Annotated in this window: 16 protein-coding genes; 8 read left to right on the top strand and 8 right to left on the bottom strand. The window is 56.2% G+C overall.

Annotated elements, in window-relative coordinates:
• Window positions 1–685 precede the first annotated feature (685 nt).
• The 3 genes from recC to recD are packed head-to-tail and all read left to right on the top strand — an operon-like array spanning window position 686 to window position 9878.
• Window positions 686–4132 carry an exodeoxyribonuclease V subunit gamma gene (gene recC, locus ACO0U8_RS13345; protein ID WP_421670999.1) on the top strand — a complete coding sequence of 1149 codons (3447 nt, stop codon included), beginning with the start codon at window positions 686–688 and terminating at the stop codon, window positions 4130–4132.
• Entirely contained in the window at window positions 4129–7827 is a 3699-nt protein-coding gene (gene recB, locus ACO0U8_RS13340; RefSeq protein WP_421670950.1) for an exodeoxyribonuclease V subunit beta, read from the top strand. Before recC ends, recB begins: the two co-directional genes overlap by 4 nt.
• Complete coding sequence (gene recD / locus ACO0U8_RS13335) at window positions 7824–9878, top strand: exodeoxyribonuclease V subunit alpha (protein ID WP_390972915.1); 2055 nt, start codon at window positions 7824–7826, stop codon at window positions 9876–9878. Before recB ends, recD begins: the two co-directional genes overlap by 4 nt.
• On the opposite strand, the gene ACO0U8_RS13330 is transcribed toward recD, so the two are convergent.
• From ACO0U8_RS13330 to ACO0U8_RS13320, 3 genes are all read right to left on the bottom strand, one after another.
• Entirely contained in the window at window positions 9879–10121 is a 243-nt protein-coding gene (locus ACO0U8_RS13330; RefSeq protein WP_072158192.1) for a hypothetical protein, read from the bottom strand.
• Window positions 10122–10166: 45 nt separating this feature from the next.
• Complete coding sequence (gene yniD / locus ACO0U8_RS13325) at window positions 10167–10274, bottom strand: small membrane protein YniD (protein WP_112164783.1); 108 nt, start codon at window positions 10272–10274, stop codon at window positions 10167–10169.
• A 305-nt stretch (window positions 10275–10579) separates the two neighbouring features.
• Window positions 10580–11791, bottom strand: a complete 1212-nt coding sequence (locus ACO0U8_RS13320) for an MFS transporter (protein ID WP_421670949.1) — start codon at window positions 11789–11791, stop codon at window positions 10580–10582.
• Window positions 11792–11905: 114 nt separating this feature from the next.
• On the opposite strand from ACO0U8_RS13320, the gene ACO0U8_RS13315 reads away from it, so the two are divergent.
• Window positions 11906–12814 (top strand): LysR family transcriptional regulator, encoded by a 909-nt coding sequence (locus ACO0U8_RS13315; RefSeq protein ID WP_421670948.1) that lies wholly within the window; start codon window positions 11906–11908, stop codon window positions 12812–12814.
• Window positions 12815–12885: 71 nt separating this feature from the next.
• Here the strand turns inward: ACO0U8_RS13315 and ACO0U8_RS13310 are convergent, their stop codons facing one another.
• Both ACO0U8_RS13310 and ACO0U8_RS13305 read right to left on the bottom strand, forming a co-directional pair.
• Window positions 12886–13158 carry a hypothetical protein gene (locus tag ACO0U8_RS13310; protein ID WP_056781372.1) on the bottom strand — a complete coding sequence of 91 codons (273 nt, stop codon included), beginning with the start codon at window positions 13156–13158 and terminating at the stop codon, window positions 12886–12888.
• Between the two features lie 91 nt (window positions 13159–13249).
• On the bottom strand, window positions 13250–13975 hold the full coding sequence (locus ACO0U8_RS13305; RefSeq protein ID WP_421670947.1) for a DUF3053 domain-containing protein: 726 nt from the start codon (window positions 13973–13975) through the stop codon (window positions 13250–13252).
• A 133-nt stretch (window positions 13976–14108) separates the two neighbouring features.
• Here ACO0U8_RS13305 and ACO0U8_RS13300 point away from each other — a divergent pair, with 133 nt between their 5' ends.
• Window positions 14109–15224: a DUF1615 domain-containing protein gene (locus tag ACO0U8_RS13300; RefSeq protein WP_136375094.1), complete on the top strand. Its 1116-nt coding sequence runs from the start codon at window positions 14109–14111 to the stop codon at window positions 15222–15224.
• A gap of 377 nt (window positions 15225–15601) precedes the next feature.
• Entirely contained in the window at window positions 15602–15814 is a 213-nt protein-coding gene (cspE, locus tag ACO0U8_RS13295; protein ID WP_056781364.1) for a transcription antiterminator/RNA stability regulator CspE, read from the top strand.
• Window positions 15815–16376: 562 nt separating this feature from the next.
• On the opposite strand, the gene ACO0U8_RS13290 is transcribed toward cspE, so the two are convergent.
• Entirely contained in the window at window positions 16377–16514 is a 138-nt protein-coding gene (locus tag ACO0U8_RS13290) for a hypothetical protein (RefSeq protein WP_162997923.1), read from the bottom strand.
• Window positions 16515–17210: 696 nt separating this feature from the next.
• On the opposite strand from ACO0U8_RS13290, the gene ACO0U8_RS13285 reads away from it, so the two are divergent.
• Window positions 17211–18548: an MFS transporter gene (locus ACO0U8_RS13285; protein WP_056781358.1), complete on the top strand. Its 1338-nt coding sequence runs from the start codon at window positions 17211–17213 to the stop codon at window positions 18546–18548.
• The gene (locus tag ACO0U8_RS13280) at window positions 18541–19887 is read left to right on the top strand and encodes an enolase C-terminal domain-like protein (protein ID WP_421670946.1); all 1347 of its coding nucleotides are present in this window, start codon (window positions 18541–18543) and stop codon (window positions 19885–19887) included. Before ACO0U8_RS13285 ends, ACO0U8_RS13280 begins: the two co-directional genes overlap by 8 nt.
• A 10-nt stretch (window positions 19888–19897) precedes the next feature.
• Here the strand turns inward: ACO0U8_RS13280 and ACO0U8_RS13275 are convergent, their stop codons facing one another.
• Both ACO0U8_RS13275 and ACO0U8_RS13270 read right to left on the bottom strand, forming a co-directional pair.
• Entirely contained in the window at window positions 19898–20101 is a 204-nt protein-coding gene (locus ACO0U8_RS13275) for a hypothetical protein (RefSeq protein WP_056781351.1), read from the bottom strand.
• A gap of 135 nt (window positions 20102–20236) precedes the next feature.
• Complete coding sequence (locus tag ACO0U8_RS13270) at window positions 20237–21487, bottom strand: L-lactate MFS transporter (protein ID WP_056781348.1); 1251 nt, start codon at window positions 21485–21487, stop codon at window positions 20237–20239.
• Window positions 21488–21502 lie beyond the last annotated feature (15 nt).

The following is a 21502-nucleotide window of genomic DNA, read 5'->3' as shown; positions in this document are numbered from 1 at the left end:
CCTGCCGGGGAATTCTAAAAGTGACGTAGCATTTTCCGATAAAATATTTTTCTTACCTGTCATGATAGCTGAAATACAAATATACATGCTGAGTGGTATTGATAGTGTAAATAATAAATCACAGATGTCTTTCAGACCCGGTAATTTCTGGCGACCGCACAGAAACTGTCTGGATTTTTTACGTTTTTTCGTGATGCACTTGCTGTTTTTAAAGTGTAAAGAATTGTTTTTATTGTTTATTTTTCCGTGCCTTTCAGCAGGTATAGCGGCGAGAGCCAATAATGCTTACAAGAAAACACCACTATAGATAATTCTAATATTCACTGTAAATATTTTTATTAACTGATTCACTTGTATTTGTTATGCGGTAAATAACTAACGCTTCTTTATAACAGTTTACTTTTCACGACACAAAAGCTGTTTTCTGAATCTTCTAAAAAATGAGATTTTTACCTCTGATAAACAGAAAATTATTAGATAGCTGAATGTTACTGAAATGAATTTAATTAAAAACTAATTTATTGGCTAATGAAATTATCAGGGGAGTCATGATTAATGTCACCCTCTGACAGGATGACGGTGCCTGCAATCCCGGCCTCTTTTCCTTTCAATCCTTTCCAAATCAACGCAAAATCTCTCCCTTAAACCAGCGATAATAAGGGATGCGGGCGTGAATTCAGGTTTGATGGTGTTACACGGCAATCACTCAGAAGCCCTGAGGGACGTGCTGATCACGTGGATGGCGGCGCATCCGCTTTCGCCGCTGGAAAATGAAGTGATTCTGGTGCAGAGCAATGGCATCAACCAGTGGCTGAAACTGGCGCTGGCGCGCGATGCTGATGACGGCGGCTGCGGCATTGCGGCGGCGCTGGACATCAAACTTCCGGCGCGTTTTTTCTGGCAGGTGTACCGCGCCGTGCTCGGCAAAGAGCAGGTGCCGGAATCTTCACCGTTCGACCGGCCATTGCTCACCTGGCGGCTGATCCGGCTGTTACCGCAATTGCTCACCGAACCGGTGTTTGCACCGCTGGCGCGTTTCTTAAAAGACGACGGCGACATGCGCAAACTGCATCAGCTGGCACAGCGTCTGGCCGATTTGTTCGATCAGTATCAGGTGTATCGCGCCGACTGGCTGGAGGACTGGGGCAACGGACTGGACGTTCTGCGTACCAGCCGCAAGGGCAGCGATCCTTTACCGGAAAACCTGCTGTGGCAGCCTCAACTGTGGCGTGCACTGCTGGCGGATGTTCCTGAAAATCAGCGTAATACCAGTCGCGCCGCGCTGCATCAGCGTTTTCTGCACCACGCCCAAACGCTTTCTGAACATCAGCGCCCGGCCGGTCTGCCTGCGCGCCTGGTCGTTTTCGGCATCTCTTCACTGCCACAGCAGTCTCTCGAAGTGCTGGCGGTGCTTGGCCGCTGGACGCACATTTTTATGTGCGTGCATAACCCGTGCGAGCACGACTGGAGCGATATCATCGCCGATAAAGATCTGCTGCGCGCCGAACGGATGCGTCAGCAGCGCAAGCCGGGTATGCCGCCGGTGATGAACGATGATGAGCTTCATCAGCATGCCCATCCGCTGCTGGCGGCGTGGGGCAAACAGGGGCGCGATTATATCGGCCTGCTCAATGAATATGACAACCACGAATCCTATGCCTCGCAACTGGCGCCGGTGATCCCGCGTATTGATCTCTTTACCTCTAACGGCACCGACACGTTACTGCACCAGTTGCAGGAAGATATTTTGCAACTGCGCCCGCTGGCTGAAACCAAAGGATACTGGCCGCCGCTGAATGCGCAGGACGACTCTCTGCGCTTCTACATTACCCACAGCGCCCAGCGTGAAGTGGAAGTGCTGCATGACCGTCTGCTGGCCGCGCTGGCGGCAGATCCGACGCTCAGACCGCGCGATATTATTGTGATGGTGCCGGACATCAACGGCTACGCGCCGCATATTCAGGCGGTGTTCGGCCTGACCGCGCGCAGCGACCCGCGCTACATTCCGTTCACCGTCGCCGATCAGGGGCCGCGCCAAAATAATTCTCTGCTCGGCGCGCTGGAACGCCTGCTGAATTTGCCGCAGTCGCGGTTTGCCGTCAGTGATTTGCTGGATTTACTCGATGTGCCGTCGGTGCGTCAGCGCTTTGCCATCGAAGAAGAACAACTGCCGCTGTTGCACCGCTGGATACGCGCCGCCAACGTGCGCTGGGGGCTGCACGCCGAACAGCGTCAGAGCCTCGAACTGCCGTTATCGCCGGAGCAAAACAGCTGGTTCTTTGGCCTGCAACGGATGCTGCTGGGCTACGCAGTGGGCAGCGGCGAAGCCTGGGGGAATATCGAGCCGCTGGATGAAATCGGCGGGCTGGACGCGGCGCTGATCGGGCCGTTGTCGCATCTGCTGAGTTGCCTTGATGAAACCTGGCGTCAGCTGCGCGAGCCCGCCGCGCCGCAGGTCTGGGGCGAACGTCTGCGCGCGATCCTTTCACAGTATTTTGCACAGGACGACGAGGGAGAGGACGGCTTCATTTTAGTCCGTCTGCACACCGAACTGGACACCTGGCTGGAAGCCTGTGAAAGCGTTGATTTACAGGCCGAACTGCCGCTTTCTGTGGTGCGCGATCACTGGCTGGCGCAGTTTGACCAGTCCGGCCTGACGCAGCCGTTCTTCGGCGGTGCGGTGACCTTTGCCACGCTGATGCCGATGCGCGCCATTCCCTTCCGCCACGTTTACCTGCTCGGCATGAACGACGGCGATTATCCGCGTAACCGCGTGCCGATGGATTTCGATCTGATGGGACGCGATTACCGCCCCGGTGACCGTTCACGTCGGGAAGATGACCGCTACCTGTTCCTCGAAGCGCTGCTTTCTGCCCGCGAACGCCTACACATCAGCTGGGTGGGGCGCAGCATTCATGACAACACTGAGCGCCCGCCGTCGGTGCTGGTGGCGCAACTGCGTGACCATCTGGCGGCAGGCTGGACGCTCAGCAGCGGCGACGAGGTGCTGCCGGCGCTGACCGTTGAACATCGCCTTCAGCCGTTCAACCGCGACTATTTTGTTAAAGACAGCGCACTGTTCAGTTATGCCCACGAATGGCGTGCCGGGCTGGAAGCGGAAGCCGCTGACGTTGCTGCACAACCGCTGCAACCTGTTGAACAGGAAGGGGCGCTGACGCTGCGCCAGCTGTCGGATTTTCTGTCAGATCCGGTGCGCAGCTTCTTCCGCCAGCGGCTGAATATCTATTTTGAGCGGGAAGATCCGGGCAGCGAAGATCAGGAACCCTTCGATGTGAACGCGCTGGAAAACTGGCGATTACAGGATGAACTGATCCGCGCGCAGAAATGGGCGCTGGAAGCCGGGGTGTCGCGGCAGGATGTTTTGCGACAGCAGCTTGAACGCATCGAACGGCGCGGCGAGCTGGCACCGGGCGAATTTGCCAGAGTGCTGAGTGAAGATCTGGCGGAGCCGATGGAACAACTGTTTGCCAGCTATCAGCAGGTGCTCGACGCGTGGCCGCAGGCTCTGGGCAATGAATCGCTGAGCGTTGATACCGGCGGCGTCAGTTTCTCCGACTGGCTGGGCGATCTGCGCGCCAGTGAGGGCGGTGAACGGGCGCGCGTGGTGCTGGAAAGTGGCGGCCTGATGACCAAAGAGCGCAGCTACCGCTTCGACAAACTGCTGCCGTACTGGGTCGCTCATCTGGCCGGACACCTCGGCGGGCAGCCGATGCACAGCATTATTGTCAGCAAAAACGGCACCGCTGAACTGCCGCCGCTGGAGATTTCACAGGCCGAAGCATTGTGGCAAACGCTGGTGGAGACCTGGCAGCAGGGGCAGTTACGTCCGCTGCCGCTGGCGGTGAAAACCGCCTTCGTCTGGCTGAAAAAAGACGGCAATGAACAGAGCGCGCCGGACAGCGATGCCTGGTTTGCCGCCCGTGATGCCTATGAAAATCACGATCCGGCTAACAAAAAATTCGGTGAGCGCGACAGCAACCCTTATCTGGCCCGCGCGTGGCCTGATTTTGCCACATTGTGGTCCGACGGCGAATTCGCCGTGCTTGCGGATCTGCTTCTGGCTCCGCTGAAAAATCATCTTTCTCGCAGTAAGAAAGGAGGAAAGGAATGACGGATCGCACCCTGCCATCGGCCCTCAATGTGCTGAATTTCCCGCTGACCGGCAGCCGCCTGATTGAAGCCAGCGCCGGTACCGGGAAAACCTTCACCATCGCCGCGCTGTACGTGCGGCTGGTGCTCGGGCACGGTGGCGATAACGCCTTCAGCCGCCCGCTGACGCCGCCCGACATTCTGGTGGTGACCTTCACCGATGCGGCCACCAAAGAGCTGCGGGATCGTATTCGTGAACGTCTGTCCAAAGCAGCGGTTTGCTTTCAGGAAGATCCGCATGAGCCGTCATCGGGCGACGAATTTCTCTTAACACTGCGTGCGGAATATACGCCGGAGCAATGGCCGGGCTGTGCCCGTAAATTGCAACTGGCGGCCGAATGGATGGATGAGTCGGCGGTTTCCACCATCCACGGCTGGTGTAACCGGATGCTGGGCGAACACGCGTTCGACAGCGACAGCCTGTTTACGCAGACACTGGAAACCGATCAGAGCGAATTGCTGATGGACGTGGTGCGCGACTACTGGCGCAGCTTCTATTTCGCGCTGCCGGAGCCGGACATCCGCACCCTGCGCGGCTGGTGGCGCACGCCGGAAGCGTTACACCAGAGTGTGATGCCACTGCTGGACTATGCCGACGAACTGGGATCGGATGAACCGCCTGCGCAGGTGTGCGAAACGGTCAGTCAGCAGAAAGCCGACGAGCTGGCGGCGCTGAAACAGGGCTGGGCACAATGGACGCAGGAGCTGCGCACGATCCTCGAGGGCGCGGTGGCGGCGAAAGTGGTCGATGGCCGTAAAATTCAGGCGCGTTATTTCACGCCGTGGCTGGAAAAACTCCATACCTGGGCCACCACCGATGAAGTGATGCCGGATCTGAAAACCGGCTGGGAACGCCTGACGCCGGAAGGCCTGGCAGAGTGCTGGAAACAGGGCGAGCCGCCTGCGCACCCGGCGCTGACCGCGATGGAAACCCTGAAAGCGCGTCTCGAGAGTTTGCCTGATGCGCGCAGCGGTTTGCTGAAACACGCCTGCCGCTGGATAGAAAACCGCTTTGACGCCGAGCAGCAAAAGCGTGCGCAGATGGGCTTCAACGATTTACTGACCCGCCTCGACGCCGCGCTGCGCAGTGATAACGGTGAACGGCTGGCGGAGATCATCCGCACCCAGTTCCCGGTGGCGATGATCGACGAATTTCAGGACACCGACCCGCTGCAATACCGTATTTTCGATACCGTTTACCGGGTGGCAAAAAATGTACCGGAACAGGGGCTGATCCTGATCGGCGATCCGAAACAGGCGATTTATGCGTTTCGCGGGGCCGATATTTACACCTATCTGCGGGCGCGTCGCGATACCGGCGGACGTCACTACACGCTGGCGACCAACTTCCGTTCCACCCGCGCCATGGTCGCGGCCGTGAACGAAGTGTTCCAGCTGGCGGAATCCCGCGCATCCGGCGAGGGAGCTTTTCTGTTCCGTCGTGGTGATGACAATCAGGTGCCGTTCCTGTCTGTGGAAGCCAAAGGACGCGCCGATACGCTGGTGATTGACGACGCCGAAGCTGCCGCCATGACGCTGTGGTATCCGGAAGATCAGGCGGAAGCGTTGCCGAAACTTCAGTACGTTCAGCTGATGTCTGACGGATGTGCGACAGAAATTGTCCGTTTGCTGCGTCTCGGGCAACAGGGCACCGCCGGTTTCGGCCACCCCGGAGAACCGCTGAAACCGGTTATGCCGGGCGATATCGCGGTGCTGGTGAATACCGGCCGTGAGGCCGCGGCGATCCGCATGGCGCTGTCCAAACGCGGCGTGCGCAGCGTCTATCTGTCAGATAAAGAATCCATTTTCCAGAGCGCGCAGGCAGGCGAATTGCAGTTCTGGCTGGCGGCCTGTGCCGCGCCGGAAAACGATCGTCTGCTGCGTGCCGCCCTGGGGACGCCTTCGCTCAATCTCAGCTGGGAAGCGCTGGATCGTCTGAATCAGGATGAAAATGAGTGGGAGCGCTATGTCCGGCAGTTTCAGGAGTACCGTACCTGCTGGCGCAAACAGGGCATTTTACCGATGCTGCGCCGCCTGATGTGGGAGTTCGACGTGCCGCGCCGCCTGCTCGGGCGCGGTGATGAGCGGGCGCTGACCGATTTGCTGCATCTTTCAGAACTGCTGCAACAGGCGAGTGTGCAGCTCGACGGCGAACATGCGCTGATCCGCTATCTGGCGGAGCAGTGTCAGGATGAACATCAGGGCGGCGACGCACGGAAATTGCGTCTGGAAAGTGATGCCGAACTGGTGAAAGTAGTGACGGTGCATAAATCCAAAGGTCTGGAATATCCGCTGGTCTTCCTGCCGTTTGCCTGCGCATTCCGCGCGGTGAAAAAACAGGATTCACCGCTCAAATGGCATACGCCGGAAGGCGAACTGGAAGTGGCGTTAAGCGCCAGTGAAGACGAGCTGGCGCTGGCTGACCGTGAACGGCTGGGGGAAGATCTGCGTAAGTTTTACGTGGCGCTGACCCGCTCGTGTTACGCGCTGTGGCTGGGCATGGCACCGCTGAAAGAGTTTGAAAAGAGCGCGCCGGGTTATCTTTTTAACGGCGGCGAGGCGATCGATGCTGCCGCGTTGCCGGGCCGTTTGCAGGCGCTGGAAACCGACACTCTGCGCGCATGGCCGCTGCCGGTTCCTGACGGCGCCGTGTTTCGTCCGCAGCAGGCGCTGCCTGCGCTGGGGCCGCGCCCGCCGTTGCGGACGCAGAAAGCACCGCGCTGGTGGGTATCGAGTTTCTCGGGTCTGCAAATCGCGCCTGCCGGAACCTATATCGTCTCAGACGGGGTAACACACGAGCCGCAGGCGCAGGCCGAAAGCGCCGCTCAGGACACCTATTTTGAAAACAAGATCTCCGAAAGCCTCGGGCTGGAGGATCTGCGACTGACAGACGCATTATCGCAGCCGATGACCGGCGCGGATTTGTATGCGTTTCCGCGCGGCCCGTCGCCGGGCAATTTCCTGCATGGTTTACTGGAGTGGGCGGGGGACGAAGGTTTTGCTGCGCTGGCGGCTGAACCGGAGAAAATCGCCGATCAGATTGGCCGTCGCTGTCAGACCCGCGGCTGGGAGAAATGGATCCCCGCGCTGACCGGCTGGCTGACCGCGCTGCTGACGCAGCCGTTACCGCTGCCGGATGGCGGGGCGTTTACGCTGGCCGGTTTGCCGCCGTATCAGGTGGAGATGGAGTTCTGGTTCTCCCTGACGCAGGTGCCGACCCGTCGCCTGGACAAACTGGTTCAGCACTACACGCTCGGCGGGGCAGAACGCGCGCCACTGCTGGGGGAAGATCTTAACGGCATGCTGAAAGGCTTTATCGATCTGGTGTTCGAACACGACGGGCGTTATTACGTGCTGGATTACAAATCTAACTGGCTGGGCGCTGATGCCAGCGGCTATGACCAGACGGCAATGATGCAGTCGATGCGGGATCACCGCTACGATCTGCAATTCACGCTGTACCTTTTCGCCCTGCATCGTCTGCTGAAATCACGTCTGCCGGATTACGACTACGACCGGCACATCGGCGGTGCGGTGTATGTCTTCCTGCGCGGCAGCCATGCGCCGGGCAACGGGGTCTGCGTTCAGCGGCCGGATAAAGCGTTAATGGAAGAACTCGACATGCTGTTTAGTGGTAATCAGGAGAAAAGCGCATGAAAATCAACAGCCATGAAGATATCGCGCACCTGCTGGCAAGCTGGGTGGCGTGCGGCTGGCTGCGTGAGCTGGATCGTGCGCTGGTGACGTTTCTGGCGAAACAGGTGCCCGATGCGCATCCGCTGTTATTGCTGGCCACCGCGCTGACCAGCTATCAGCTCGGACGCGGCCACGTTTGTCTGGATTTACAGGCCACGCTGGCGGACAGCGCCTTTTCACTTTCCCTGCCGCCGGATGGCGATCACGCCGACGGTGCGGTGATCCGCCCCTCAGCGGTGCTGGATAATCTCACGCTCCGTCAATGGATGGATGCGCTGGTGCAGCCGCAACTGGTCGGCAACGGTGCGGGCAATACGCCGCTGGTGCTGGCCGGCCACCGGTTATATCTGCGCCGCTACTGGCAGTACGAACAGAACGTGCGCGGAGCGATTGAACAACGGCTGGCGCGCAGTCAGCCGCAGGCGTTGCCGGTGGACTCCCTGCGCACTGCGCTGGACGCGCTGTTCCCGGCGAAGCGCAATGCCGGGCACGTTAACTGGCAGAAACTGGCCTGTGCGCTGGCGGCGGGAAGTGCATTCAGCATTATTACCGGCGGCCCCGGCACCGGCAAAACCACCACCGTGGTCCGCCTTCTGGCGTTGCTGCAAACGCTGGCACTGGAAGACCGGGGCCAGCCGATGCGTATCCGGCTGGCCGCCCCGACCGGTAAAGCGGCGGCACGGCTGAATGAGTCGATTGCGGGGGCAGTTTCGAAGCTGGAACTCGGCGGGCTCGGCAACGGCGAGGCGGTGCGTGAAAGCATTAATACGGAAGTGGTGACGCTGCACCGCTTGCTGGGCAGCCGCCCGGATACGCGGCATTTCCGCCATCATCAGGGCAATCCGCTGATGCTGGACGTGCTGGTGGTGGATGAAGCCTCGATGGTCGATCTGGAAATGATGGCGGCACTGCTGGCGGCGTTGCCGGAGAGCGCACGCCTGATCCTGCTCGGTGATAAAGATCAGCTGGCGTCGGTGGAAGCGGGCGCGTTGCTCAGTGAACTCTGTCAGCGCGCCAGGGGTGGCCATTATCTGCCGCAAACCCGTGACTGGCTGCAAAGCGTGACCGGCGAGCAGATCCCCGATGCGCTGGTGGATCCGCAAGGTACGGCGATCGATCAGGCCGTGGTGATGCTGCGCCACAGCTACCGTTTTGATGCGCAAAGCGGTATCGGTCAGTTGGCGGAAGCGGTAAACGACGGGGATGTGAAAGCCCTTAAACAGGTCTGGAAGCACGGCTACGCTGACCTGGCGCAGCTGACATTGAGTGCCGACGATGATGCGGCGTTGCGCGACTGGGTGATCAACGGTGCGGCGGGGCAGTTTCCTGCGACAGAAAGCCGCGAGGGCATTTCGCCGCCAGCCGGTTATCGGCATTATCTGACGGTGGTGAATAATGAGCGACCGGCTGTGGATGAACCGCCGGAATCCTTCAACCGCTGGGCCACAAAAGTGTTGCTGGCCTACAGTCAGTTTCAGTTGTTGTGTGCTTTACGCGGCGGGCGCTGGGGCGTTGAAGGGTTGAATCTGCGCATTGCGGAATTACTGTATAAAGAGAAACTGATCCCGGCGTCGGTGGGCTGGTATCCGGGGCGTCCGGTGCTGGTGACGCGCAACGATTACGGCCAGCGGCTGATGAACGGCGACATCGGCATTACGTTGCCTTACCCGCAAACGCTGGCGGAGGGGACGACGGTATGGGGGATGCGCGTGGCATTTTTGTCCGGAGACGGTACGCAAAGTATCCGCTGGGTGATGCCTGGCCGGTTACAGGCGGTGGAAACCGTATTCGCCATGACGGTGCATAAATCGCAGGGTTCTGAATTTACCCACACCGCGCTGCTGTTGCCGGAGAATCTCAGCCCGATCCTCACGCGCGAGCTGATTTACACCGGGATCACCCGTGCGCGTCACTGGTTCAGTCTGGGGTGTGTCGGAGGTGTCAATGCGGTGCTGCCGGAAGCGGTACAGCGCAGGGTGCTGAGAGCCAGCGGATTGATCGAAACGGTGTGATCAGTATTCGTATTGCGGTGTTTTGAGGGTTTTGACCGTGGCCCGCGTTTTGGAAGCGGGCACTTTGGTCGCTTTCAGCGGGTCACCGGCAACAAACTCAAGCGTCGGGGAATAGTAAAACGGCAGCCAGCCGCCATAGCCATTCTCCCACTCCCAGCGAACCGGGCAGGGCCAGAGAATGTCTTCGTACATAATGTAATAGGTCCATCGCCCGTGAGGGCGACGTGGTTTGGGGGTCTTCATATGGGCGTCAACTTAACTCAAAATAGTATCGCTAACAATAAAAGCTCAACCCCAAATCATGGCCGCCCAGCGGAGTAACAGCAGGCCGCCGCAAATGCACAACAGCACGACGACCATCTTCCAGTGTTTACTCATCATCCTTTTTGTGACCATCGGAGCCTCCCTGTATTGAGCCCGTGTTAACTGGTGATTTGCCGGTCAATGTAGTGGACCACGTGTTCCTTTAATTCGGGAACTGACTGGTCGGCGAGCCACTCAAAAGCCACCAGTAATAAGGTTGTCAGGGTGAGTACAGTCAAAATTATAGCGGCTTTTTTATGGGCTTCCATTGTCTCATCGTCTTTGCATTGCCTGTTTTTTACTCTATCAGAAAGTGCTGCGTCTGAGGAACTTTCAGGCATTTGGTTCTGAAAGGGTTTAGGAAATTATACCCTTTCAGACAAAGTGAAACTTTGATCCTATCCCTTCGTGAGCGGATCCGCGCAAATGAGTGCATGCCGGCTGCCCGGTTTAAAGCCGTGTTGCCGTGCGCGCCACGCGATGCCCAGACCGGCCAGCAGCAGCAGAACCATCACCCACGGGAAAACGTCAATGCCGGTTGTGTTGAGCAGAATGCCACCCGATAAACCGCCACCGGCAATCGCCAGGTTCCATGATACGACCACCAGCGATTGCGCGATATCCCCCTGTTCCCCGGTGGCATCCGCGATGGCGGTTTGCAGTAACGTTGCCGCGCCACCGAACGTCAGCCCCCAGACCAGAACGCACAACGTGACCATGAACGGAGAGTGGCTGTCCAGCGCCAGCCCTACAGAAATCAGGGCGAACAGCGCCAGGCTGGTCAGCAGGGTGTGCCTGAGACGTTTATCCACCAGCATGCCGGTGATGCCAATTCCCGCCAGCGCGCCAATGCCGAACACCAGCAGGATCTGATCAGCCCGTCCGGCCAGACCGGAGAGTTTCAGGAACGGCACGATATAGGTGTAAAGCAGGTTGTGCGTCAGCATCCACAGAAGGATCACGGCCAGTATGCTGCGCACGCCGGGCATCATGATGACATGGCGCAGCGACTGCTGTTCCCCGGCTGCCTGCCCCGGATAATCCGGCACTTTACGCATTACCCATACCACCAGCAGCAGCGTGAGGGCGGACATGACCCCGAATGCCGTCCGCCAGCCGAGCAGGGTGCCCATCCACGTCCCCAGCGGTATGCCTATCGACAGCGCCACCGGTGCGCCCAGCATGGCCACCGATAGCGCCCGTCCCTGCTGGTGCACCGGCACCATACGCCGTGCATAGCCCGCCAGTAATCCCCACGCCAGACCGGCCGCGGCACCGGCCATCCAGCGGGCAAACAGCGTCAGCATGAAGTTTGTCGATATTGTCGTGATGGTGTTAAACACCAGAAAACCAAGGATCGCGGTCAGTAACGCGGTGCGGCGGTTCCAGCCGCGCGTCATCGCCGCAAGCGGGATCACCGCCATCAGAGATCCGGCGGCATAAAGCGTGATCAGCTGGCCGGCCATCGCCTGCGAAATATCAAGGCCGGCAGAAATTTGGGGCAATAAACCGGCGGGCAGGGTTTCAGTCATGATCCCGATGAAACCGGTCATCGCCATCGCCAGTAAAGCCGAAAGCGGCAGGGGGGATTTCAGTGCAGTGGAATTCATGGAGTCTCTCAGTGATGGAAAAGGTGAAATCACGATAGAGAATTCCTCAGTGCGGAAAAAGTAGGGTACATTTCCAGTGTATGCGGACTCTGTTGTCCGTAATCGGAGGTGGCAGTGGAAAGTCTGAGTAGCCTTAATGTGTTTGTGCACGTTGCTGAAACCCGAAGCTTCGTGGCCGCCGGGAGGATATTAGGGGTATCGGCGTCGGCGGTGGGCAAAAGCATCGCCCGGATGGAAACCAAGCTGAACGTCCGCCTGTTTCACCGCAGTACACGCAGCGTCACTCTCACGGCGGAAGGTGCGCTGTTTCTTGAGCGCAGCCGCCGGATTGTCGCCGAGCTCGAAGCGGCGGAAAGTGAGTTATCTCAGTTGTCAGAAAGTCCTCGTGGCAGGCTGCGCCTGAGTTTGCCGCAGGTGAGTACACTGTTGTTGCCGGTGCTGGGGGAATTTATGCGCCGCTATCCTGACATCGAACTGGATCTGGATTTTACCGATCGTATCGTTGATGTGGTGGAAGAAGGGTTTGATGCCGTGGTGCGTACCGGGCAGATGGCCGATTCACGGCTTTCGATGCGAAAACTCGGCACATTTCATCATCTGCTGGTCGGCGCTCCGGCCTATTTTGCCGCGCACGGCGTGCCGGGCGAACCGCAGGACTTGCTGAATCACCGTTGTCTGCATTTCCGGTTTCCCAACAGCGGAAAGCTTGAGCAGTGGCCATTCCCTGCGCATCAGGATCTGACGCTGCCGGTATCGATGGTTTGCAATAATATCGAAACGCGCCAGTGTTTTGCTCTGCAGGGGTTGGGTATTGCGTGTTTGCCGGATTTTAGCATCCGTAGGGAATTGGCGCGTGGACAGCTGGTGACGGTGCTGGATCAGTACGTTAAACGCAGTGCAGACTTCTTCATTTTATGGCCATCGGGCGGCTATATGACGCCAAAGTTGCGGGTGTTAATCGATTTTCTCAGCGAACGGGTATTTCCGGAAAGCCCTGAACTGGCGCTGATGTGTCCCAACTAAGCGGGCGGAGAAGCGTGGGGGGAAAATTAAAAGGCTCAAGTTTGCGTTGAGCCCTGACTGTGCATGGGGAATTAACGGCTTCCCGGCAACAGAGATTCGGTGCATTTGAAGACGTCTTCGCGGAATTTGCGTGAGGCCTCATCCAGATCGGTCTGATTGGCGACGTCTGCACGGTTGGCTTCCAGCGCCTGATTGACGGCGACGGTGAAAGCATTTTCCTGGCTGGCATTCAGCACATTGCCGACGCTGCCGAACAGCAGACGCATGGCGGAAATTTGAACCAGAAGTTCACGGTTTACGCGTTCAAGCTGATCCACGCGTTTGGCAAGAATTTCGTCACTCATAGGTGTCTCCTTAGTTAATTGCCGCACACCATAACAAAAGCGTCGCCATGAAAAAACCGCCTTTCGGCGGTCAGGGTGCACGAATGCGGGTTTAGCGTACCATTTGCTGCATCTGGCGGCTGTATTCCATCAGCTGCGCATTGAGCGGCACCAGCTGCTGCTGAATCGCGTTGTATTTATCGAGCTGTTTTTGGGTAGAAAATTGCAGGCGGTTACCGGTAATGGTGACGTTTTTGCCCTGGCTTTTGATGAAGTCGGCTTTTTCCACGATGAGATTCAGCACCTTCGGCAGTAAATCAAACACCTGTTCAGTGATTTCAGAAGGTTTCACCACGGTTTTATCGTAGGCCTGATCGTAAAGCTTTTTCAGGTCATCCGGCTGTTTCAGCGCACTGCGCTGGGTATCGGCCTGCGTTCTCAGCGTGATGATTTTTTCTTTCCAGTTCAGGCTGCTGTCGGCCATTTTCTTTAAATCATCGCGTTGCTCGACCAGCGCGTTGACGCTGTTCACACTGTTCATTCCGGCAAATACCGGCACCAGCGACGAGTTCAGCTCGGTATTCATCTGGTGATGGAAACCGGTGATGATCGCGTAATCTTTGCTGTATTCACCGAACTGTTTTTTCTGTTCTTCGGTCAGTTGCGGGACGGCCAGCACCTGTTTATCCAGAATGCGCGACTGGAGGAAATCCATAAACGCTTTGCGCTGTGCGGGCTCTTTGTCGCCACAGCCGCTGACGGCAAAAATCATCATCAGCAGCATAAAAGGCATCAGAAATGCGCGGTGAAAGTGAGAGGTTTTGGTGGCGTAATGCATGGATTCCTTGCTCCTTTTGCTCCATATTCAGAAGATTAACCTTAGCGTAAAAAGATGAAATTTTAACTAGAAAGCCGCGCTTATCTTGGTTAACGTCCCTGAGTTAACGGATAACTGCCTCTTCAGGAAATGTATGACTTTGAACGATAAGCCATTTTTAGTTCCCCGCACGCTCGGCCTGCTGGCAATAATGATCCTCGCCGGGTGTACCTCGAATAAGAAAGAAGAGGCGCCGCTGAAAAACCCGCAGGACACCAGGGCGGATATCGTTCGGCTTATGCCTTCCGGCGCCCCGGACAAGAAAGGCTGGGCAACGGACATCACGGCGGCATTTTCAGCGCAGGGCATCCCGGCAACGACCGACAATATTTGCTCCGTGCTGGCCGTGGCGCAGCAGGAATCCAATTTCAACGCGGACGCGCCGGTGCCGGGGCTCGGAAAAATTGCGTGGAAAGAGATCGACCGCCGCGCTGACGCGGTTCACGTGCCGAATTTCCTGGTGCACACCGCGTTGTTGTTGAAATCTCCTGACGGAAAATCTTACAGCGAGCGGCTGGATAAGGTGAAAACCGAAAAACAACTCAGCGCGATTTTCGATGATTTTATCAATATGGTGCCGATGGGGCAGAAGCTGTTTGGCAATCTGAATCCGGTGCATACCGGCGGGCCGATGCAGGTCAGCATTGCGTTTGCTGAGCAAAATGCCAAAGGCTATCCGTATAAAGTCGATGGCTCCATTCGTAATGAGGTGTTCAGCCGTCGCGGCGGTGTCTATTTCGGCGTGAAGCATTTGCTGGGCTATCCGGCGAATTATTCTCAGCCGCTTTACCGTTTTGCCGATTTCAATGCGGGCTGGTACGCCAGCCGCAACGCCGCGTTCCAGAGTGCGGTCAGTAAGGCCTCGGGCATTCCGCTGGCGCTGGACGGGGATCTGATCAACTACGGGACCGATAAACCGGGCAGCACGGAGCTGGCGGTGCGCACGCTAAGCAAGCGTCTGGATCTCAGCCAGTCTGCCATCCGCAAGGCGCTGGAGAAGGGGGATCAGCCTGAGTTTGAGGACACGAAGCTGTACAAGCAGGTGTTTGCGCTGGCAGATAAAACTACCGGCAAGCGTCAGCCGCGCGAAATCCTGCCGGGGATTACGCTGGAAAGTCCAAAAATTACCCGCACGCTGACCACGGCGTGGTTTGCAAAACGGGTAGACGGACGCCGCGCCGAGTGCGTCCGCCGGGCATCTGCACGCTAAACAACGCGAAGTGAGTCTGAGGAATCGTCTTAAAACCTGTTTTAACCGGCAGGTTTTATTCGTTTATTTTCGGGCTACAGCTACCGCCCTTCGTGGCCTGCGGGTTATTTGCCGCGGAAATATAATCAGCATCAATTGAAATGCGATGAAATAAAGGCTTGCTTAATAAATCCTGCTGTGTGTAAATAGCGTCAACGGTTTGTGGTTAAGACCTATTTATGTAAGACATTTTAGTAAAGCAGTTCCTGGTTCAAGTGATATAGCAAATCCTTTCTCCGACGAATTTCCTTCTCTGATGCATCCATAAGTATTTCAAATAAAAACAGACCTATATTGCCCTATGGCATCATAAAATAAAAACGAAGAAGGTATTTCCTATGTCTAATAAAATGACTGGTTTAGTAAAATGGTTTGACGCTGGTAAAGGTTTCGGTTTCATTTCTCCTGCAGACGGCAGCAAAGACGTGTTCGTACACTTCTCTGCAATCCAGAGCAATGATTTCAAAACCCTGGACGAAGGTCAGAACGTTGAGTTCACCATCGAACAAGGCCAGAAAGGCCCTTCAGCGGGTAACGTTGTCGTTCTGTAATGTCGCCTGATATTGAAGGCAAATCACCTGCAATAGCGAAGATGGGGTAAACCCGGAGCAGACAGGAATCATTGTTTCAATATCGACATGCTGAACCACAAAAATAAACCCTGGCCAAGGCCGGGGTTTATTATTTATAAGCTTCCAGAATTATTTCGGGAGCCACAACAGAAAAGCCGGTTTTCTTTATTTATCGGATTCTGCGTTAATCAACGATAAATAAATATGTCAGTCGTTTTTTCTGTTGTGACCAGGCCATGCTCAGGCTGCGTAATGTTGGAGTGTACGATGGACGCTTACGCCATAATATGACGGCCGGGAAAGCACCGGCAAATCCCCTTTCTCCTTTGGCTGGCTCTGCGTTAGCCGCCATCATTGACGTCAGTGACCTCCTTTTCGTCACGCTTCGGGCAAAAAAAAGCCCGCACGCGGCGGGCAAAATAACAGGGTTCTACAGGGGTATTACACAGGGACATCACACAACATTTGATGGATTTAAGATACCAAACGCTGTGTATGGTTTTGTCATCACCGGGTAAGGTTACTCCAGCAGATGTAAGCCTTATTTGTCTGCGTAATAACCAATGACCTGGTCGATTTTCGCATCCGCTAACGCAATTCCCTTCTGTATCAATGATTCTGAACCGATGCTGGCCAGCAGAATGACCACTGCAACAACCATTAATCCCTTGTAAGTCATGTTTTTCTCTCAGTGAGTGTGATGTTCATACGGGGTTTTGTTGCAGGCATTATGTGGCGATACCTGATGTATCACCACGTTTCCTTTCTCAGGGCAGGGGAGAAAGCGTTACAGCGCCATGTGCCCGACGCCAAAATAAGTCACCAGACCAATGATAACCAGCAACACGATGGCTGCGGCGGTGTAGAGGATGATGCGTTTGGGGCTGTAAAAAGCCATAGGTATGTCCTCATCGAAAAATAGTGTTCTGCAACGGGCGTTACAAAACCTCCATCATCAGCGCCATCACGTAGCCAATCGCTACGGAACCGCCTGCCATCATTAACCAAAAAGCTGTTGCTTTCATTTCACGCTCCTTGTGCCGGGACGGCGTGCCCCGGTCATCGATTTCAACGCCTGATTATAACAAACATGTAAATCATAGGAATAATGACATACTTTGATTTTAAGCCGTTGATCGGAAAAAATTTAACCGGAAATTGTGAAGCGCCTCGCTAATCCTCCCAAAAGGTCATTCCCTCTTTTAAAATTGACTGTGCTTATGCACATCACTCAATCCATTGATAATATGAATTAATCCACCGCGGCTGTCTTTGTTGACGATCAAACATTGGGCGAGTGCACAATGGCAATTCATCCCGTTCGCTTTTTAATGAGTGTTGCAGTTGCTCATTATTTCAACGCTAAGGGAACCTCATGAACGGTCATGAAAATAAAGCGGTAAGAAGTGCAAACCGCAAATTCTTTGTCCGCACCATTCCGATGCTCATCCTGATGCTGATCATTAACCAGATTGATCGCACCAATGTCGGATTCATTAAACACAGTCTGGAAACGGACGTCGGCATCAGCACCGCCGCCTTCGGTTTTGGCGCGGGTTTGTTCTTCGTCGGTTACGCGCTGTTCGAAATCCCCAGCAATATGCTGATGGACAAGTACGGCGCACGCGTCTGGCTGACCCGCATTATGATCACCTGGGGCGCCGTGGTCTTTGCCATGGGCTTTGTGACGACGCCGATGCAGTTTTACGTGCTGCGCTTTTTACTGGGCGTGGCCGAAGCCGGTTTCTTCCCTGGGATCCTGTTTTATTTTCGTAAATGGGTACCGAATGTGTACCGCGGACGCGCCACGGCGCTGATCCTGACCGGATCGGCGGCGGCGTACTTGTTATCCGGCCCTGTGACCGGCGGATTGCTGGAACTGCATGATTTCATGGGATTGCCGGGCTGGCAGTGGGTGCTGTTTATTGAAGGTGCGCTGTCGGTGCTGGTCGGGATCGTGGCGGCATTCTTCCTGGTCTCCAGACCGGAAGAAGCGAAATGGCTGACCGCCGCAGAGAAAGAGGCGCTGAGCACCGCGCTGACCGAAGAGGCCAGTTCGCGTGATGTGAACACTCAGGGCCAGTCACGCTGGAAGTTGATCACCGACGGCAAAATGGCCTACCTCTGTTTTCTGTTTTTCGTGATGTGCATGACGGGTTACACGCTGGTGTTCTGGCAGCCGGAGATTATTGGCCGGATCCCAGGACTGTCGCCGTTACAGATCGGTTTGCTCAACTCCGTGCCGTGGATTTGCGCCATTATCGCTATCAATATTCTCGGGCGTGTCAGTGACCGTTTCCGCGGCAATCGTGAAACCATTCTGGCGCTGGCGCTGATTGTTGCCGCCATCGGCACCTGTTTGTGTACCCTCGGTGGCCCGTGGTTTGGTCTGTTTGCGCTGTGCGTGGTGTGCGTCGGCACCAAATCCAGTGCGGTATTGTTCTGGCCTATCCCGCAAAGTCAGTTGCCGTCTTCCATCGTTGCGCCGGGCATAGCCTTGATCAATTCGCTGGGTAATCTGGGCGGATTCTTCGCACCGGCGGTCTTTGGTTATCTGCAACAAACTACCGGCAGCACGACGTCGGGGTTGTATATCCTCAGCGGCATTTCCGTGTTTGCCGCCATCACGTTGTTCTTCACCAAAACTCACCGCACGCCAACTCAACCTGACTATCACGCCCCGCAGGGACTGGAGCAAAAACGCCATGTCTGATACGCCAAAAATTGTCGAAATGCAGGTCATCCCGGTTGCCGGTCACGACAGCATGCTGCTGAACATCGCCGGTGCCCACCATTGCTATTTCACCCGCATTCTTCTGGTGCTCAAAGACAGCGCCGGGCACACCGGGGTGGGGGAATCGCCCGCGACGGGAGTGGTGCTGAAAATTCTTAACGACGCGATCCCGCATATCGTCGGCCAGGAAATTGGCAAAATGAATCAGCTGGTCAGTGATTTGCACAAACGCGATCTTGACGAACATAGCCGGCCTGCGCCGGTTCTGCCGGGCTTCCGGCCATGGGATCTCGAGCGGCATCACAATGCCGTGGCGGTGCTGGAAACTGCGCTGCTGGATCTGATGGGGAAACATCTCGGTCAGCCGGTGGCCCAGCTGCTCGGCCCCGGCAAACAGCGTGATGAAGTGCCGGTGCTGGGGTATCTGTTTTATATCGCCGATCGCCAGAAAACAGATTTAGCCTATCTGGAAGGGAAAGCGCAGGCGGGGCAACACCCGTGGTATCACCTGCGGCATCAGGAAGCCATGACGCACGAGAAAGTTGTGCAACTGGCCGAGGCCGCGCAGGACAAATACGGTTTCAGGGATTTCAAACTCAAAGGCGGCGTTCAGGCGGGAGAAATCGAAATCGACACGGTCAGGGCGCTGAAACAGCGCTTCCCGCAGGCGCGGATAACCGTTGACCCGAACGCCTCGTGGTCGCTGGATCAGGCGATTTCGCTGTGCAAAGGCATGCACGGAATTTTGTCTTACGTTGAAGATCCGTGCGGCGCGGAGCAGGGTTTTTCCGGGCGGGAAACGCTGGCGGAATTCAGGCGCGCCACCGGTTTGCCGGTCGCCACCAATATGATTGCCAATGACTGGCGGCAGATGAGCCATGCGCTGCAACTGAACGCGATAGATATCCCGCTGGCCGATCCCCATTACTGGTCGATGCGCGGGGCAAATACCATCGGGACGTTATGCAATGCGTGGGGACTGACGCTCGGTTGTCACTCGAATAATCATTTCGACGTATCGCTGGCGATGCTGGCGCATCTCGGTGCGGCAGCGCCGGGGGAGATTACGCCGTTTGATACGCACTGGATCTGGCAGGAAGGACAGCATCTGACTAAAAATCCGCTGCAAATCAGAGACGGCAAACTGGCGCTGAACGATCTGCCGGGGTTGGGTGTGGAGCTGGATATGGATGCCGTCGGCATTGCCCATCAGCGCTACAACAACCTGACGCAAAAAGACCGCGATGATGCGATCGCCATGCAATATCTGATACAGGGATGGAAGTTCGACGGCAAGCGCGCCACGCTGGTGCGCTGATTTTGCTGCCTTAATTCAGGTAGTCGCCTGCGGAGGTCAGTTTGCTGTGTGCGCTGGCATCAAGAGATGTTGCGGGCTGGGTGCTGCTTTCGCTGGCTTTGCGGCTCAGTTCTGCGGCAACTTCCTGCGCGCTGGAAGGGTAAGCGACGGCAACGCTGTTAAATGCGGTGAGGCTGAGCATCAGGCTGAAAAGAGCGAGGGTAGTGCGTTTCATTTACGGGTGTCCGGTGTATTCACATTTGGTCATAAGATTTGTGTGAGTCAGTCACTGAACGGATATGCTTTACTCATAAGAAACGGGAGCGAATTACGCTCCCGTTCATCATTTATTCTGCGCTCAAGTGCTGCCTTACACGTGCTGGAGCGTATTATGACCTGCTTCTGATTTATTCGGTAAGCGAATCGTGGCAGAAAGAACCAATGATACGATCAATAATGCGGTGATGATGCTGAAGGTCACCGCGAAGCCGCCGAACAGGGAAGCCACCAGCGAAGCGAAGATGCTGCCGATACCAAAGCCCAGATAAAGCAGACCGTAATTTTTGGTCATGTTGTTCAGCCCGAAGAAGTCGCTGACCAGTGACGGATACACGGTGATGGTACCGCCGAAGCTGAAGGCCACGCAGGCCACAGAGATAAAGAACATGGTTTCGTTCATGTGGGTGAACAGCATCATGCTCATACCGGCCAGAGATACGACCTGTGCGATGGAGATAACGCGGATACGCTGCATTTTGTCAGACAGCACACCCAGCACCAGACGGCCACTCAGGTTGGCAATCGCAATCACAGTGACGGCATTGGCCGCAGTCAGCGCATCCAGTTTTACCAGGCTCTGCCCGATATCTTTTGCTACGCCAATCACATACAAACCACTCATGCAGGCCGTCAGGAACATCAGCGCCAGCATCCAGTATTGCGGTGCGCGAACGGCTTCTGCCAGCGTAAATTCACGGCTGTCTTTGCTGTTATCGTTAAGAGAGTTTTCTTCGCGGGTCACGTCGGCTGTTTCTTGTTTCGGCGCATCTTTCATCATCAGCGCACCGGAAATCACCATCACCATCGCAACGCCACCCCAGATCATAAAGGTGTTTTGCAGACCTTCCGTCGCCAGCAGGTGGCCGCAGACAAATTTGAACAGCAGGCTGCCCAGACCGTAGGCGCCGATAGCGCAGGCGGAAATCATCCCCTTACGCTCAGGGAACCATTTCACGCAGTTAGACAGCGTAAGCAAATAACCCGCACCATCCGCCAGGCCGACCAGCACACCGGCGCTGATGTACAACATGATCACGTTATCGGAATGAGCGGTCAGGAAGAACCCGGCGGCCATCAGCACGCCTGCGGCGATGGTGACGTTACGCACACCGAAACGCTCCTGAAGTTTGCCGGCCACGGAAGAGGAGAGCGCCAGACACAGGCTGAGGATCCCAAAGGTCAGCGCGATGCGGCTGACCGGTTCGCCCAGTTTTTCAGAAAGCTGACCGTTGAACAGGCTCCAGGTATACACAGAACCCAGCGCAAGTTGAGTCAGAATGGTACCGGCCAGAGTCAGCCAGCGGGTACGGTTGTAGTTCGGCATGCCAGATTTGTCACTCATAATGGGTTCTCCCGA

Source organism: Rahnella sp. EDr1-12 (genome assembly GCF_049206505.1).
Taxonomy (GTDB): Bacteria; Pseudomonadota; Gammaproteobacteria; order Enterobacterales; family Enterobacteriaceae; genus Rahnella; species Rahnella rivi.
The sequence above is the reverse complement of the archived record's forward strand: the minus strand, read 5'-3'. Positions and strand labels throughout refer to the sequence as shown.